This window comes from Mycobacterium sp., from assembly GCF_029961025.1.
Classification (GTDB): domain Bacteria; phylum Actinomycetota; class Actinomycetes; order Mycobacteriales; family Mycobacteriaceae; genus Mycobacterium.
Genome location: NZ_JASBVP010000013.1, coordinates 1 through 14,524 on the forward strand (window position 1 = coordinate 1; position 14,524 = coordinate 14,524).

At 64.7% G+C, this 14,524-nt stretch carries 13 protein-coding genes; 8 read left to right on the top strand and 5 right to left on the bottom strand.

All coding sequences use genetic code 11. The features are described 5' to 3' along the window. The 4 genes from QJR12_RS14780 to QJR12_RS14795 form a co-directional block, all read right to left on the bottom strand. The coding region (locus QJR12_RS14780) for an Mrp/NBP35 family ATP-binding protein (protein ID WP_300583798.1) at nt 1-1,138 on the bottom strand (1,138 nt) is incomplete at its 3' end. A 129-nt stretch (nt 1,139-1,267) separates the two neighbouring features. After that, a complete protein-coding gene (locus tag QJR12_RS14785; RefSeq protein WP_300583799.1) occupies nt 1,268-2,518 on the bottom strand; it encodes a lytic murein transglycosylase in 1,251 nt (416 codons plus the stop codon). A 257-nt stretch (nt 2,519-2,775) separates the two neighbouring features. Then, nucleotides 2,776-3,966, bottom strand: a complete 1,191-nt coding sequence (locus QJR12_RS14790; RefSeq protein WP_300583801.1) for a hypothetical protein — start codon at nt 3,964-3,966, stop codon at nt 2,776-2,778. Nucleotides 3,967-4,221: 255 nt separating this feature from the next. Further along, nucleotides 4,222-4,812: a DUF4190 domain-containing protein gene (locus QJR12_RS14795; RefSeq protein WP_300583803.1), complete on the bottom strand. Its 591-nt coding sequence runs from the start codon at nt 4,810-4,812 to the stop codon at nt 4,222-4,224. A gap of 99 nt (nt 4,813-4,911) precedes the next feature. On the opposite strand from QJR12_RS14795, the gene QJR12_RS14800 reads away from it, so the two are divergent. From QJR12_RS14800 to ugpC, 5 genes are all read left to right on the top strand, one after another. Beyond that, nucleotides 4,912-5,439: a general stress protein gene (locus tag QJR12_RS14800; RefSeq protein ID WP_300583805.1), complete on the top strand. Its 528-nt coding sequence runs from the start codon at nt 4,912-4,914 to the stop codon at nt 5,437-5,439. 218 nt (nt 5,440-5,657) lie between these two features. Beyond that, on the top strand, nt 5,658-7,013 hold the full coding sequence (locus QJR12_RS14805; RefSeq protein WP_300584003.1) for an extracellular solute-binding protein: 1,356 nt from the start codon (nt 5,658-5,660) through the stop codon (nt 7,011-7,013). Continuing rightward, nucleotides 7,010-7,927, top strand: coding sequence for a sugar ABC transporter permease (locus tag QJR12_RS14810; protein ID WP_300583807.1), 918 nt, complete (start codon nt 7,010-7,012; stop codon nt 7,925-7,927). Before QJR12_RS14805 ends, QJR12_RS14810 begins: the two co-directional genes overlap by 4 nt. Nucleotides 7,928-7,952: 25 nt before the next feature. Continuing rightward, on the top strand, nt 7,953-8,789 hold the full coding sequence (locus QJR12_RS14815; protein ID WP_300583809.1) for a carbohydrate ABC transporter permease: 837 nt from the start codon (nt 7,953-7,955) through the stop codon (nt 8,787-8,789). 4 nt (nt 8,790-8,793) lie between these two features. After that, nucleotides 8,794-9,969, top strand: a complete 1,176-nt coding sequence (gene ugpC, locus QJR12_RS14820; RefSeq protein WP_300583811.1) for a sn-glycerol-3-phosphate ABC transporter ATP-binding protein UgpC — start codon at nt 8,794-8,796, stop codon at nt 9,967-9,969. Between the two features lie 30 nt (nt 9,970-9,999). On the opposite strand, the gene corA is transcribed toward ugpC, so the two are convergent. Beyond that, complete coding sequence (gene corA, locus QJR12_RS14825; RefSeq protein WP_300584005.1) at nt 10,000-11,106, bottom strand: magnesium/cobalt transporter CorA; 1,107 nt, start codon at nt 11,104-11,106, stop codon at nt 10,000-10,002. Nucleotides 11,107-11,292: 186 nt separating this feature from the next. Here corA and QJR12_RS14830 point away from each other — a divergent pair, with 186 nt between their 5' ends. The 3 genes from QJR12_RS14830 (at nt 11,293) to QJR12_RS14840 (ending at nt 14,492) form a co-directional block, all read left to right on the top strand. After that, nucleotides 11,293-12,282, top strand: a complete 990-nt coding sequence (locus QJR12_RS14830) for a malate dehydrogenase (RefSeq protein WP_300583813.1) — start codon at nt 11,293-11,295, stop codon at nt 12,280-12,282. Nucleotides 12,283-12,459: 177 nt separating this feature from the next. Continuing rightward, the gene (locus tag QJR12_RS14835) at nt 12,460-13,647 is read left to right on the top strand and encodes an NADP-dependent malic enzyme (RefSeq protein WP_300583815.1); all 1,188 of its coding nucleotides are present in this window, start codon (nt 12,460-12,462) and stop codon (nt 13,645-13,647) included. After that, nucleotides 13,644-14,492, top strand: coding sequence for a glycine betaine ABC transporter substrate-binding protein (locus QJR12_RS14840; RefSeq protein WP_300583817.1), 849 nt, complete (start codon nt 13,644-13,646; stop codon nt 14,490-14,492). Before QJR12_RS14835 ends, QJR12_RS14840 begins: the two co-directional genes overlap by 4 nt. Nucleotides 14,493-14,524: the final 32 nt, after the last annotated feature.

Genomic DNA, 14,524 nt, shown 5'->3' on the forward strand with positions numbered 1-14,524 from the left:
GGTTCAGCCGCAGCGGCATTCCAGCCAGCCCGCGGCGCTGTTCGGACAGAACGTCGGCGATGCTGAGGAGGGCCTTTCCGGCAGCAGAGTCGGGTGCACTCAGCACCATAGGCACGCCGGCATCGCCAGCAGCCACCAGGGCGGGATCCAGCGGAATCTGGCCCAGCAGCGGGACATCGGCACCGACTGCCCGGGAGAGCCGCTCGGCGACCTGTTTACCGCCTCCCTCGCCGAACACCTGCATTTTTGAGCCGTCCGGCAGCACCAGCCATGACATGTTCTCCACGACGCCGACGATGCGTTGACGAGTCTGCAATGCGATACTGCCCGCTCGTTCGGCCACCTCGGCCGCGGCGATCTGCGGTGTGGTTACCACCAGGATTACCGCGTTCGGAATCAGCTGTGCCACCGAGATTGCTACGTCGCCGGTACCTGGCGGTAGATCGAGCAGCAGCACGTCCAGGTCCCCCCAGTAAACGTCGGCGAGGAACTGCTGTAGCGCGCGATGCAGCATTGGTCCTCGCCAGATCACCGGGGTATTGCCCCGGGTGAACTGGGCTATCGAGATGACCTTCACCTCGTGGGCGATAGGCGGCAGGATCATCGATTCGACCTGGGTGGGCCGGTCGGCGGTACCCATCATTCGGGGAATGGAGTGTCCGTGGATATCGGCATCGAGCACCCCGACCGACAGACCGCGCGCCGCCATCGCCGCGGCCAGGTTGACGGTCACAGTGGATTTACCCACGCCGCCCTTTCCGGAGGCGACCGCGTACACCCGAGTCAGCGAGCCGGGCTGCGCAAAGGGGATGACCGGCTCGCGGGTATCGCCGCGTAGTCTTTTGCGCAGCTCGGTGCGTTGCTCTTCGCTCATCACGTCCAGACTGACTTTCACCGCGCGGGCGCCGGGAATATCGGCAACCACGTTGGTGACGCGTTCGCTGATCTCCGTCTTCTTCGGGCAGCCGGCAATGGTGAGGTAAACCTCGACGTGTACATCGCCGCCGGGGCTAACCGTCACACTTTTGACCATGCCGAGTTCGGTGATCGGTCGGCGCAGCTCGGGGTCGATCACCTTGGCCAGGGCGGCATGCACAGCAGCACCCAGGTCCTCAGCGACGGAGGGGATCTCGGGCATCACCACCGAGTGTAGGCGCCCGTGCCGGCGAGCTACTCAGTTGGCCGCCCGGCGTCCCCGTTTCAGGTTGGCTTGCGGGCGACGCGATGGTCACCATGGTCGACGGCGGCCCGTCGCCTCGGCCGTGCCTTAGCCGGGAGTCTGCGAGCCGGGTGATTGCCCGGCGGGCGGGGCGGATGTTGGGGCACGCGGCGCTGTTCCACCGGGCGACATCGACGCCGGCCCGGCGGGAGCCGGCGGCGGTGCGTCTGGCGGAGGGCCGACCGCCGGCGGTGGCCCCTCAGGCGCCGGCGTGGTCGGCGGTTCTTGGGACTCGATGCAGATCAGCGTGCACGACGGTGCCGGAGTGGGCCGCGGTAGCCACGGCCACATCGGTGACTGACTAACGGTCGGGGACGAGCCCAGGTCGATCAGCGGCATCTGTGCTATCGGGTCGGTGGCCGGCAGGCCGTGAACGTTGAGCGGCAAAGCCGGGCCGAGGCCTTCAGGATTTTCCAGGTGCAGGTCGCCGAGCGGCGGTACCGGCCCGACCAGCGGGGGTAGGTTGACGGGAACCACGCCGGTCGCGTACGCAGCGGCCCAGCCCAAAACGTTTTGGGCGTAGGGCATCGAGTTGTTGTAGCGCAAGATCGCGGCCATCACCTGCGACGGGTCCCGCAGGTTCAGCCCGCCGCTGCATAGGTAGCGCGCGGCGGACAGCGTGGAGTCGAACAGGTTTTGCGGGTCGGCGATTCCGTCGCCGTCTCCGTCGGAGGCGTACCGCGCCCAAGTGCCGGGCAGGAACTGCATGGGGCCCATCGCGCGCGCGTAGACCAGTCGACCGCCGATGTTGCCCTGCACGACGATCGCGTTTCCAGGCAGCGTGCCATCCAAGGCGGGTCCGTAGATGGGCCGGATCGCGGTACCGCGGGCGTCGGTGGCGCCGCCGTTAGCGTGCATCGACTCGATTCGCCCTATGCCGGCGAGCAGACTCCAGCCGATTCCGCAAGCGGGATCGGAGGCGGCCATTATCCGCTCAGCATTGCGGTACGCGGCCAGCGCCATCGCCGGAATGCCGAGCGCCCCTGGCGAGTTCACCGCCACCGGCGGGGGAGGAGTGGCGAAGGTGGGCACCGCGGTGTGAAAGCGGCTCAGCGGACGGCTCATGGTAATTACGGCTGGGCCCGATGGGTCACCGGGGGTGAGGGCGATCGCGGCTACCGGAGTGATCGTCGCGCCGCGAACGCCGGGGCCTCTCGGATGGAATCGAGGGGCCGCGGCGCTGACAGCTCCGGCGAACACCAGGGGGATGATCACTGCCACACCGAACATGGGCGTCTGCGTCGCACGCGCCACCCGTCGCCATAACGGGGAAATCACCCGCATAGCGCCAACCGGCATCTGCCGTGCGTGGCATACTCGCTGCCAGATATTGGTCAGGGCCGGGTGTGCACCCCAGCATCCCCCTATGCGCACTCGCCCATCCTTAAGCATCCGACCTGTCGGGAAACCCCCATTTGGGTTTCGTGAACTAGGTCACCATACATAACTCCGGCGGCTGCAGTGGCAACAACGGCGCATCTGCCCGGCGACGATGCCCGCTGCGAAGTGGCGGGTGGCAGCGCCGGGCCATTAAGGCCAGGTTGTTAGGCCGGGTGTTATGCGCCCGCGGCAACCTCTACAGACACCGCCAACAGGTCGGCGACGCGATAAGCGGCGGGCCAGTCAGAAGTTATCACGGCGCCCGCGAGATCCTCCACCAGCGGGCTGTGCACCCCAAGCTCGGCCAGCCATGAAGACACCGTGGCGGCGATTTGATCTCCCGGAACGCAGGCCGTTCGGCCCTCATGCAGGCGATCGGTGATCCGGTAAAGGGTCTGCCCCCGTCGGCGCGCGGCTTTGTCACGGCGTGTGGCGGCCACAACACCTAAATGCTTGCGCCACCGCCCGCGGGCCGAGGTGGCGCCCGCAACGGTGCCCTGCATCGAGGGCCTGACCGCCCTGCGCGCAGGCCGGATCAAGAACACGGCGCCGCCGTCAGCACCGGCGACCGGGTGGGCCTCGACGCTGACCGGTTCACCGCCGGAGAGTTCGAGGTCGAGTCGCCGAACCTGCCCGGGCCGCAGGCCGGACGCGATAGCTCGCAGCTTGGCGTGATCGCTGGAGTCGAGCAGATCGAGTGCGAGTTGGTTACTGAGCTGCATGTCCGGGCCTACGGCCGCAACGGCGACGTCGGGCTCAGGCGGGATGCTCTGAAACGCCTCCATCAGCCGCCGCTGGGAATCCCGGGCACCGGCGATCAGCCGATGCTCGATATCATGGACGGCCCGATTGATGAACGGGACGACCAGCGGGTTCATCTCGGGGGCCTCGACGGTGAGGTCGAGTATTCCTTCGAATCGCCGCGTCACCGGGTGGATGACCGGATGACCGTAACAGCTCAAGCTCTTCAGCTGCTCGGCGTAGTGCTCGGCTCCGTTGACGGTGACGGCATGCCGCACCTCGGCGGGTGTGCCTAATGCGCTGGTGCCTACGGTGCCTTCGCTGAAAAGTGACCCTTGGAGGATGCCGAACCGCTCCATTCGCCGCTGAACTTGCGAGCTGTCAAAGACCCGATGCACCAACCGGCAGTCACGATCGGTGAGGAGCAGGCACACGCCGGTACCGGCGATCTGGTCTCCCATTTCCTCGAGGACCGGGCGGGCGGATCGCAGTAGCCGGGAGTCGCTTTCGACGTCGGCCAGCTGCGGATTCAGCGGCGCGTCCGGTTTAACGCCGCTAAGCATGGAGCGCCGCCACGACATCGCAATCTCGGGACGCAGCTCATCGGCGTTTGAAAGCTCGACCATCGCGAATCGCCACCTTCCCGGCCGCAGGTCGAAGCATTTGCAATTAAATTTTACGCCGAAATCCGCTCCTCGGATTTAGCCGAAAGGGGTGTGGCGCCCGTTAGTTCAACCCTTGACCGTCCGTCGCACCGGTGATCCCGGGCCAGCGACCGGGTGACCCGTGGCCGAGCGGCGGTCGCGGACTGGTCGCTGGTCGGCAAACCCGCTCGTTCCAGCGAGCGGAGCTCCCACGGTAGCGGCGCCGGCGGGCTGTCGTTAAGCGGTCCCAAGGTGATGACGCGCGTAGATTATGTAGACCACAAAGATCACCAGGCTGGCGATGCCCAACACGATGGCGGCCACCGCCAACCCGGAGCCCTCCTGACGGGTCTGCTTGATGTGGTTGAGCGCGACCGCGCCCAGCACGATGCCGGCAACCGAGCCGAGCCCGCAGAACAGGCCGAGGCACGAGGCTACCAACGCGGCGATGGCCAGCTTGTTCGTACCGGTCGCCGACGGCTGCCCGTAGCCGTCTGGATGATCCGGCGCCGGGTAGGGCCGCTCGTAACCGGAGGGATAGGGCGCGCCGTAGCCCGGTGACCCGGGTGGATATGGTGATCCCCGGTAGCCTGGGTAACCTGGCGGCTCCTGATATCCCGGCGGCGGGTAGCCGGTGGGCGGCGGATAGGCCGGGGGGTAAGGCGGCGGATACGATGGCGAATAGCCGCTGGGCGGAGGTTGCATCCCTGAGGGTGCGGAAGAAGCTGAAGCGGTGTCGGGGCCGTCCTGCGTTTGGGTTGGTTCGGCTAGAGGGGCGTTCGCTTCGTTGTGGGTTTCCTCGCCGGAGTCACCGCCGGGAATAGTCATGGGTTCAACCTAGACCGTAGTGTGGTGGGCGCCGTGCGGGGCACCTCGGTGACGACCTGAAGATGAATCGTTGATCGGTGCAGAGCAGAATGGGGAGCTATGACCAGCCCATTTCAGCCCGGACAGGTTCCCGGCGTACGACCCGGCCCCGCAGCCGGGGGTCGGCGCGCCACCCCTGCGTTACCGACCCCACCGCGGGGCTGGCCCGTTGGGTCCTATCCCACTTATGCGGAGGCGCAACGCGCCGTAGATTACCTGTCCGAGCAGCAGTTCCCGGTACAGCAGGTGACCATCGTCGGCGTCGATCTGATGCAGGTTGAACGAGTTACTGGCCGGCTGACCTGGCCCAAAGTGCTTGGCGGCGGTGTGCTCAGCGGAGCCTGGCTGGGTCTTTTCATCGGATTGGTGCTTGGTTTCTTTAGCCCCAACCCGTGGGCCGCGTTGGCGACGGGTCTTATCGCGGGCGTGTTCTTCGGGTTGATTACCTCCGCTGTCCCCTATGCAATGGCCCGTGGCACAAGGGATTTCAGTTCGACAATGCAGTTGGTCGCTGGCCGCTATGACGTGCTTTGCGATCCGCAGACCGCCGAACGGGCCCGGGATTTGCTGGCGCGCCTGGCGATCTAGCCGAGCCGACTTACTGCGCATTTTTCGACTGCGCGGCGCTATCCGGGAGCCGGCAGGAGCGCTCTCATATCGGTGACCGGCGAAGCGAAGGTGTTGCGAATCGCATGGACCTGGCTCTACGGTTCTGGCGCGGGGCAATCGCCGACGGACGAGAGGCGGGTGTTGTGGCGAGTTGTCGCGGGCGCGCACGGCGGCTGGGCGTGGTCGCCCTGGCGGTAATGGCCGCCGCGTCGGCGTCCGCCTGCGAGTCCGCCCGCGGCAGCCGGATCATCAGCTTCTACACCCCGGCGGACGACAGTGGAACCTACGCCGCGATCGCCAAGAGCTGCACCGACCAGTTCGGCGGTCGTTTTGGTATTCAGCAGGTCAGCCTGCCCCGATCGGCCGATGATCAGCGGGTGCAGTTGGCCCGTCGGCTCACCGGTAACGACCGCACCCTCGACGTGATGGGTCTGGACGTGGTGTGGACTGCGGAGTTCGCCGATGCCGGTTGGGCACTGCCACTGTCTGAGGATCCGGCCAAGCTGGCCGAAGCCGACGCTGTTGCCGACACGTTGCCCGGCCCCCTTGCTACCGCTACCTGGCGACACAAGCTTTTCGCCGCACCGATCACCACAAACACCCAATTGCTATGGTACCGACCAGATTTGATCGGAAAGCCGCCGTCAACCTGGGACGCGATGGTGGCCGACGCGACCCGGCTGCATGCCAGCGGCGAACCCAGCTGGATCGCCGTCGAAGCCAAGCGGTACGAAGGTCTGGTGGTGTGGTTCAACACTTTGCTGGTCAGCGCCGGCGGTCAGGTGCTTTCCGAGGACGGCAAGACGGTCACGCTGACGGATACCCCGCAGCATCGAGCGGCGACGGTCAAGGCGCTGCAAATCATGAAGTCGGTGGCGACCGCACCCGGCCACGACCCGTCGATCACCCAGACCGACGAGAGCACGGCACGGTTGGCTTTGGAGGAGGGTAAGGCCGCGCTGGAGGTCAATTGGCCGTTTGTGTTGACGTCCCTGCTGGAGAACGCGGTGAAAGGCGGAGTGCCTTTCCTGCCGCTTGACAAGCGGCCTGACTTGTCCGGCAGCATCGACAGCTTCGGGGGGTTCGCGCCGACCGTGCAGCAATTCCGCGCCGCCTACGAGGCCGGCAAGAAGGTATTCGGTTTTGCCCCGTATCCCGGCGTGCAACCGGGTCGGCCGGCCAAGGTAACGATCGGCGGGCTAAACCTGGCGGTGGCCAAAACTACTCGGCACAAGGCGGAGGCGTTCGAAGCGGTGCGTTGTCTGCGTAATCTGCAAAACCAGAAGTACCTCTCCATCGAGGGTGGTCTGCCCGCGGTCCGCGCTTCACTGTATTCCGACCCGGAATTTCAGGCCAGATATCCGCAATATGAAATCATTCGCCAACAACTCACCGACGCTGCGGTACGCCCGGTAACGCCGGCCTATCAGGCGGTGTCCACCCGGATCTCGGCGACGCTGGCCCCGATCAACCGGATCGACCCCGAGACGACGGCCAGCGAACTCGCCGTGCAAGTGCGGAAGGCTATCGACGGCCGGGGGCTGATTCCGTGACCGGGCCAGCAGCATCGGCGGCGGTGACCGCGCCGGCGACGGCCGGCAGGTCCGATCGGCGATTGGCGCTGCTGCTGATCGCTCCCGCGGTGGCTTTAATGCTGCTGGTGACGGCATACCCGATCGGTTACGCGCTATGGCTGAGCCTGCAGCGCTACAACTTCGCCACCCCTGGTGACACTGCGTTCGTCGGTTTGGGCAATTACCAAACCGTGTTGACCGACCGGTACTGGTGGATGGCGTTCACGGTGACGCTGGTGATCACGGTGATTTCGGTGGCGATCGAGTTCGTACTGGGCTTGGCGTTGGCGTTAGTGATGCACCGCACCCTGTTCGGTAAAGGTCTGGTGCGTACGGCGGTGCTGATCCCCTACGGCGTCGTCACGGTGGCCGCCTCCTACAGCTGGTATTACGCCTGGACACCGGGAACCGGCTATCTTGCCAACCTGCTGCCACCCGGCAGCGCGCCGTTGACCGAGCAGATCCCGTCGCTGGGTGTCATCATCATGGCCGAGGTGTGGAAAACCACGCCCTTCATGGCGCTGCTGCTATTGGCCGGGCTGGTGTTGGTGCCCGAGGACCTGCTAAGGGCAGCGCAAGTCGATGGAGCTGGGCCCTGGCGGCGTCTGACCAAAGTCATCCTGCCGCTCATCAAACCGGCGATCGTGGTCGCGCTGCTCTTTCGAACGCTGGATGCATTTCGGATCTTTGACAACATTTACGTGCTCACCGGAGGCTCCAACAACACCGAATCGGTGTCAATTCTCGGCTATGACAACCTGTTCAAGGGCTTTAACGTGGGCCTCGGCTCGGCCATTTCCGTACTGATCTTCGGCTGTGTCGCCATCATCGCGGTCGTTTTCATCACAGTGTTCGGCGCCTCGGCACCGGGCGGCGAAGGCATCGGGCGTTGAGCTTTTGACAATGAGAGGCCAGGCCATGAGTGAGCGGGTCGGTACCCGGCGTGCGCTCGGTTGGATGGTCATCGACGCCCTGGTGTTGCTCTATGCCGCGGTCCCGGTGTTGTGGATTCTGTCGCTTTCGCTGAAGCCGACTTCAACCGTTAAGGACGGCAAGCTGATTCCCTCGTCGATAACCTTCGATAACTACCGTGCGATATTCCGGGGAAACGTTTTCACCTCAGCGCTGATCAACTCGATCGGAATCGGCGTGATCACCACGGCGATCGCGGTGATTATCGGAGCAATGGCCGGATACGCAGTAGCTCGGCTGAGCTTTCCCGGCAAGAGGTTGCTGATCGGCACCACCCTTTTAATCGCCATGTTTCCCCAAATCTCCCTTGTCACACCGTTGTTCAACATTGAACGGGAGGTCGGCCTGTTCAATACCTGGGCCGGGCTGATCATCCCATACATCACTTTTGCGTTGCCGCTCGCGATCTACACGTTGTCGACATTCTTTCGGGAGATCCCGTGGGATCTGGAGAAGGCGGCGAAGATGGACGGAGCCACGGCGGGCCAGGCCTTCCGCAAGGTGATCGTTCCGCTGGCCGCACCCGGGATTGTGACCGCCGCCGTTTTGGTGTTCATCTCTGCCTGGAACGACTTGCTGCTCGCACTGTCGTTAACCGCCACTAAAGCCTCGATCACCGCTCCGGTGGCGATTGTCAACTTCCCGGGGAGTTCACAATTTGAGGAGCCAACCGGATCGATTGCCGCCGGTGCGATGGTGATCACCGTTCCTATCATTATTTTTGTTTTGATTTTCCATCGGCGGATTGTTGCCGGGTTGACCTCCGGCGCTGTGAAGGGATAGCGCGATGGCTGAAATCGTGTTGGATAGGGTAACGAAGAGATACCCCGACGGCGCGACGGCGGTGAAGGACCTAAGCATCACCATCGCAGACGGCGAGTTCGTCATCCTGGTTGGGCCTTCCGGCTGCGGAAAGACCACGACACTGAATATGATTGCCGGACTTGAGGATATCTCCTCGGGGGAATTGCGCATCGGCGGCGAGCGGATGAACGAAAAGGCACCCAAGGATCGTGATATCGCGATGGTGTTCCAATCATATGCCCTATACCCGCATATGACGGTGCGGCAGAACATCGCGTTTCCGCTGACCCTGGCGAAAATGAAGAAGGCCCAGATTGCGGAGAAGGTCGAAGAGACCGCCCGAATTCTTGACCTGACGGACCTGTTAGATCGCAAGCCGTCACAGTTGTCGGGTGGGCAGCGTCAGCGAGTGGCGATGGGCCGGGCAATCGTGCGCCATCCCAAGGCATTCCTGATGGATGAACCACTGTCAAACCTGGACGCCCAACTGCGCGTGCAGATGCGCAGCGAGATCGCGCGGCTGCAGCGAAGACTGGGCACCACCACCGTCTATGTGACCCATGACCAGACCGAGGCCATGACACTCGGTGACCGGGTGGTTGTGATGCATGCCGGCGTCGCGCAGCAAATCGGCACTCCCGAGGAGCTTTATGAGCGGCCCGCGAACCTTTTTGTCGCCGGCTTCATCGGCTCGCCGGCGATGAATTTCTTTCCGGCCGCGTTGACGCCGACCGGGCTGATCCTGCCATTCGGCGAGGTAACGCTCACCCAACCGGTCCACGACGTGATCGCACAGCATCCGGCGCCGGAGCATGTCATCGTCGGGGTGCGCCCCGAGCACCTTTGTGACGCCGCGCTGATCGACGCCTACCAACGGCTGAAGGCGCTGACGTTCAAGGTGAAAGTCGACATGGTCGAATCGGTTGGCTCCGACAAATACCTGTATTTCACCGTGGCCGGCTGTAATGTGCATGCGGCACAGTTGGACGAGTTGGCCGCTGAATCCGGCTGGGAAGAATGCCAGTTCGTCGCGCGGGTGCCTCCCGAGTCGAAAGCCGCCAGCCACCAGTCGATTGAATTAGCCTGTGACACGCTAAAGCTGGCCGTCTTTGACGCTGATTCGGGTATCAACCTCACCATTCCGCCATCGGCCACGTGAGTGCGGCCCGACCGATCCACGAAGCTCGAATTAGAGCCAATTTCTGTGGCGGAAGTTCCGGTACAAGACCAGACACATGCCGGCCATCACTGCGATGACTGCGGGATACCCCCACCTCCAGCTCAGCTCGGGCATGTAGTCAAAGTTCATGCCGTAGATGGCGGCGATCATGGTGGGCACCGCCAGGATCCCCGCCCAGGCCGCCATCTTGCGCATATCGTTGTTCTGCTGCATGCCGACCCGTGCGAGCGCTGCCTGCACCAGCGAACTGAGCATTTCGTCGTAGCTGGCGATCTGTTCGGCGACCTCCGAGTGGTGGTCGGCGACGTCACGCAGATAACGCCGCACCTCCTTGGAGATCAGGTCCTTGTGCTCGGACTGCATCCGCTGAAACGGCACCGACAGCGGGTTGACGCATCGGCGTAACTCCACTACTTCACGCTTAAGCAGGTAAATCGGTTCGACATCGGTCCGGTGACCGGGAGCAAAGGCCACTTCCTCGATGGCGTCGATGTCGGTCGCCATCAGGTTGGCCACCTCGAGGTAGTGATCCACCACGTGATCGGCGATGGCGTGCATCACGACGTAGGGGCCAAGACGCATATGCTCGGGGTCGGCGTCCATCCGCTTGCGCACCTCGGAGAGCCCCCCATGTTCACCGTGTCGGACGGTGATCACGAATTCTTTGCCGACGAAGATCATGATCTCGCCGGTCTCGACGATCTCCCGGGCCAGTACCACCGAGTCGTGCGGCACATAGTTGACGGTTTTAAGGACCAGGAACAGGGTTTCGTCGTAGCGTTCCAGCTTGGGTCGCTGGTGGGCGTGCACCGCGTCCTCGACGCTCAGCGGATGCAGTCCGAACACCGCGGCCACTTCTTGCATCTGATGCTCGTCGGGCTCGTGCAGGCCGATCCAGACGAACGCGTCCTGGCCGGCCTGGGTAATCTCACGTACTTTGGCCAACGCGTCGGCATGGGTGAACGCGCCGGGAAGCCGGGTGCCGTCGACGTAGACACCGCAATCGACCAGGGCGTGCGTGACGGGGACCCGAACGGCGGGTTTGGGGCTCGGCTGCACCAACTTTGTTCGCACCACCGGCCGAAGCGAAGGGGACAACGCGCGAAACGATGGCATCAGACGATCTCCCGTCGCGTCATAGGTCTGAAACGGGCCGCGCTCAATGCTACGCGTCACACCCTCGCACCGGCGCCGCCCGCCGGGTAGGCCGATTGGCTGCTCAGCGTCCGGACCGGGCGGAGTCGGCCCGGCGCCGGTGCGCTACTTTCGACCCAAACCAACTCTGTGTAAGGAGTAGCTGACGTGAGCACACCTGCCCTCAAGGTCGCTGTCACCGGCGCGGCCGGCCAGATCGGCTACAGCTTGCTGTTCCGTCTCGCCAGCGGTTCGCTGCTCGGCGCCGACCGCCCGATCCAGCTGCGGCTGCTGGAAATAGAACCCGCCCTGAAGGCGCTCGAGGGAACCGTGATGGAACTCGAAGACTGCGCGTTCCCGCTGCTGGCCGGGGTGGAGATCGGAGCGGATCCGGCCAAGATCTTCGACGGGGCGAACCTGGCCCTGCTCGTCGGTGCTCGGCCGCGGGGCCCGGGCATGGAGCGCAGCGATCTGCTCGAGGCCAACGGCGCCATCTTCACCGCCCAGGGCAAGGCACTGAACGAGGTCGCCGCCGCCGACGTGCGCGTCCTGATCACCGGCAACCCTGCCAACACCAACGCGCTGATCGCAATGGCCAACGCCCCCGATATCCCGCGTGAGAGGTTCTCCGCGCTGAGCCGTCTCGACCACAACCGGGCGATCGCTCAGCTGGCCAAAAAGGCCGGCGTCGCGGTGACCGACATCAAAAAAATGACGATCTGGGGCAACCACTCGTCCACCCAATATCCCGATGTGTTTCACGCCGAGATCGGCGGCAAGAATGCCGCCGAAGTGGTCAACGACCAGGCCTGGATCGAGAATTACTTCATCCCGACGGTGGCCAAGCGCGGCGCGGCGATCATCGACGCGCGTGGCGCGTCTTCGGCGGCTTCGGCCGCATCGGCGACCCTTGATGCCGCCCGGGACTGGCTGTTGGGAACCCCTGACGGCGACTGGGTCTCGATGTCGGTCGTCTCTGACGGCTGCTACGGCGTTCCCGAGGGCCTGATCTGTTCGTTTCCAGTGACCACCAAGAACGGCAATTGGTCAATTGTTCAGGGTCTGCAGATCGACGGGTTCTCCCGCGGCCGCATCGACAAGTCGACCGCGGAACTCGCCGACGAGCGCGACGCTGTCAAGAAACTCGGGCTGATCTGAGCCGTGCAGCCGTCCCGGGGCGCCTGACGTACAGCCATTGGGAACGGAAAGCCATTAGGACGGACGCGAGCCGACTTGCCACGACGCCGCCGCTAGCTGCCAGCGACCGTTAGGCACGCGGGGCGCATCGGCAGGTAGGAGCGCGCACCCGCCGAAGCCGTTCAGTACCCTGGGGCGGTGTCCAAGATCGTGCCGCAGCCGAGGGAAGGCTCCGGGCTTGTCATCGAAAATGAGGAGATCTTCGAGGCCCACGTAGGGGGGAAGCTCTCCGTGGAGCTGAAGGCTCCGCTTGATTCCCAGCGCGCCCTCTCGATCGTGTATACCCCTGGCGTGGCGCAAGTCAGCCGGGCAATCGCCGTCGACCAAACCCTGGCCACGCGTTACACGTGGGCGGGCCGGTTGGTGGCTGTCGTCAGCGACGGCAGCGCGGTCCTCGGCCTCGGTGACATCGGCGCGGCGGCAGCGTTGCCGGTGATGGAAGGCAAAAGCGCGTTGTTCAAGGCCTTCGGCGGTTTGGACTCGATCCCCATCGTGCTGGACACCAAGGACCCCGACGAGATCGTAGACACCCTGGTGAGGCTGCGCCCGACGTTCGGTGCGGTCAGCCTGGAGGACATCTCCGCGCCGCGCTGCTTCGAGATTGAACGCCGCGTCGCCGAAGCGCTGGACTGCCCGGTGATGCACGACGACCAGCACGGCACCGCGATAGTGGTGCTCGCGGCGCTGCTGGGTGCCAGCACGCTGCTCGACCGCGACATGGCCTCACTGCGGGTGGTGATCTCCGGCGCCGGGGCCGCGGGTGTCGCATGCGCGAACATTCTTCTCGCAAAAGGTGTTTCAGACATCACTGTGCTTGACTCACGCGGGATACTGCATCCGGGTCGAGGCGACATGAACGCGGTCAAGGCGGAACTCGCCGAACGCACCAACCCGAACGGCCGCACCGGGGGCATGGTGGAGGCGCTCGACGGGGCGGATGTCTTCATCGGGGTGTCGGCGGGGGTAGTGCCCGAGGATCTGATCGCCACGATGGCGCCCGGGGGAATCGTTTTCGCGTTGTCCAACCCCGACCCCGAGATCCACCCCGAGGTAGCGGCCAAATACGCGGCGGTGGTGGCCACCGGGCGCAGCGATTTTCCGAACCAGATCAACAACGTGCTCGCCTTTCCCGGGGTTTTCCGCGGCGCTTTGGACGCGGGTGCACGCAGCATCACCCAGCAGATGAAGCTGGCGGCGGCCCAGGCGATCTTCTCGGTTGTCCGCGACGACCTGACCCCTGACCGGATCGTTCCGAGTCCGCTGGATCCCCGGGTGGGGACGGCGGTCGCCGCCGCGGTGGCGGCCGCATCAGACAACGCGGGGTGACCAGGAGCCGGTTGAGTGCGCTGGTGCTGGCGGCGGCACTGGCGGTGGCCGGCTGTGGCACGGATCATCGCGCCCCTCGCCAGCTGGTCGTTGCATCCCGTTCCGATTACGAGTCGGTGCTGTTGGCTGATATCTATGCGGGAGCGTTGCGCTCCTACGGGTTCCCGGCTCGCGTCGTATCGGCACCGGATCCGTTGTCCGAGCTGGATTCCGGGGCGGCGGACGTGGTGCCCGGTTTGACCGGCCGACTGTTGCAAAGGTTTCAACCTGGTGCCTCGGTGTTATCGGATGCGCAGGTGTACCGCGCGATGGTCGCTGCGCTGCCCGAAGGGATCGCCGCCGGTGACTACGCGACCGCAGCAGAAGACAAACCCGCACTGGCAGTGAGCCAATCCACCGCCAGGGCCTGGGGTGGCAGCGAACTGAGCGAGTTACCACGGCACTGTGACGGGCTGGTCATCGGGTCGATCGCCGGCGTCGAGACACCGGCGGCGGTGAGCGGGTGCCGGCTACCTGTGGCGCACGAATTCCCGAACAGCACAATCATGTTCGCTGCGGTAAAGGCTGGTCAGATTACCGGTGGATGGACCACTACGACCGCTCCCGACGTGCCGGCCGACCTGGTGGTGCTGACGGACGGCAAACCGGCGCTGGTGCAGGCTGAAAACGTGGTGCCGCTGTACCGGCGCAACGAGCTGACCGCGCGACAGGTGCAGGCGGTCAACGAGGTGGCCGGCGTTCTTGACACCGCGGCACTCGTCGAGATGCGTCGCCTAGTGCTCGGCGGTGCGGAACCGCAGGCGGTGGCCGACGGATGGCTGGCCGAACACCCCCTCGGGCGCTAGCCGGTGGCGAGCATCCGATCTCCGGTTGCCTC

Bases quoted from the DNA above. Each gene is read 5' to 3' on its own strand.
- corA (WP_300584005.1), bottom strand. From the start codon at position 11,106: ATGCCATCGTTTCGCGCGTTGTCCCCTTCGCTTCGGCCGGTGGTGCGA.
- QJR12_RS14805 (WP_300584003.1), top strand. From the start codon at position 5,658: ATGGCCGCCGCGTCGGCGTCCGCCTGCGAGTCCGCCCGCGGCAGCCGG.
- QJR12_RS14785 (WP_300583799.1), bottom strand. From the start codon at position 2,518: ATGCCGGTTGGCGCTATGCGGGTGATTTCCCCGTTATGGCGACGGGTG.
- ugpC (WP_300583811.1), top strand. From the start codon at position 8,794: ATGGCTGAAATCGTGTTGGATAGGGTAACGAAGAGATACCCCGACGGC.
- QJR12_RS14815 (WP_300583809.1), top strand. From the start codon at position 7,953: ATGAGTGAGCGGGTCGGTACCCGGCGTGCGCTCGGTTGGATGGTCATC.
- QJR12_RS14795 (WP_300583803.1), bottom strand. From the start codon at position 4,812: ATGACTATTCCCGGCGGTGACTCCGGCGAGGAAACCCACAACGAAGCG.
- QJR12_RS14790 (WP_300583801.1), bottom strand. From the start codon at position 3,966: ATGGTCGAGCTTTCAAACGCCGATGAGCTGCGTCCCGAGATTGCGATG.
- QJR12_RS14800 (WP_300583805.1), top strand. From the start codon at position 4,912: ATGACCAGCCCATTTCAGCCCGGACAGGTTCCCGGCGTACGACCCGGC.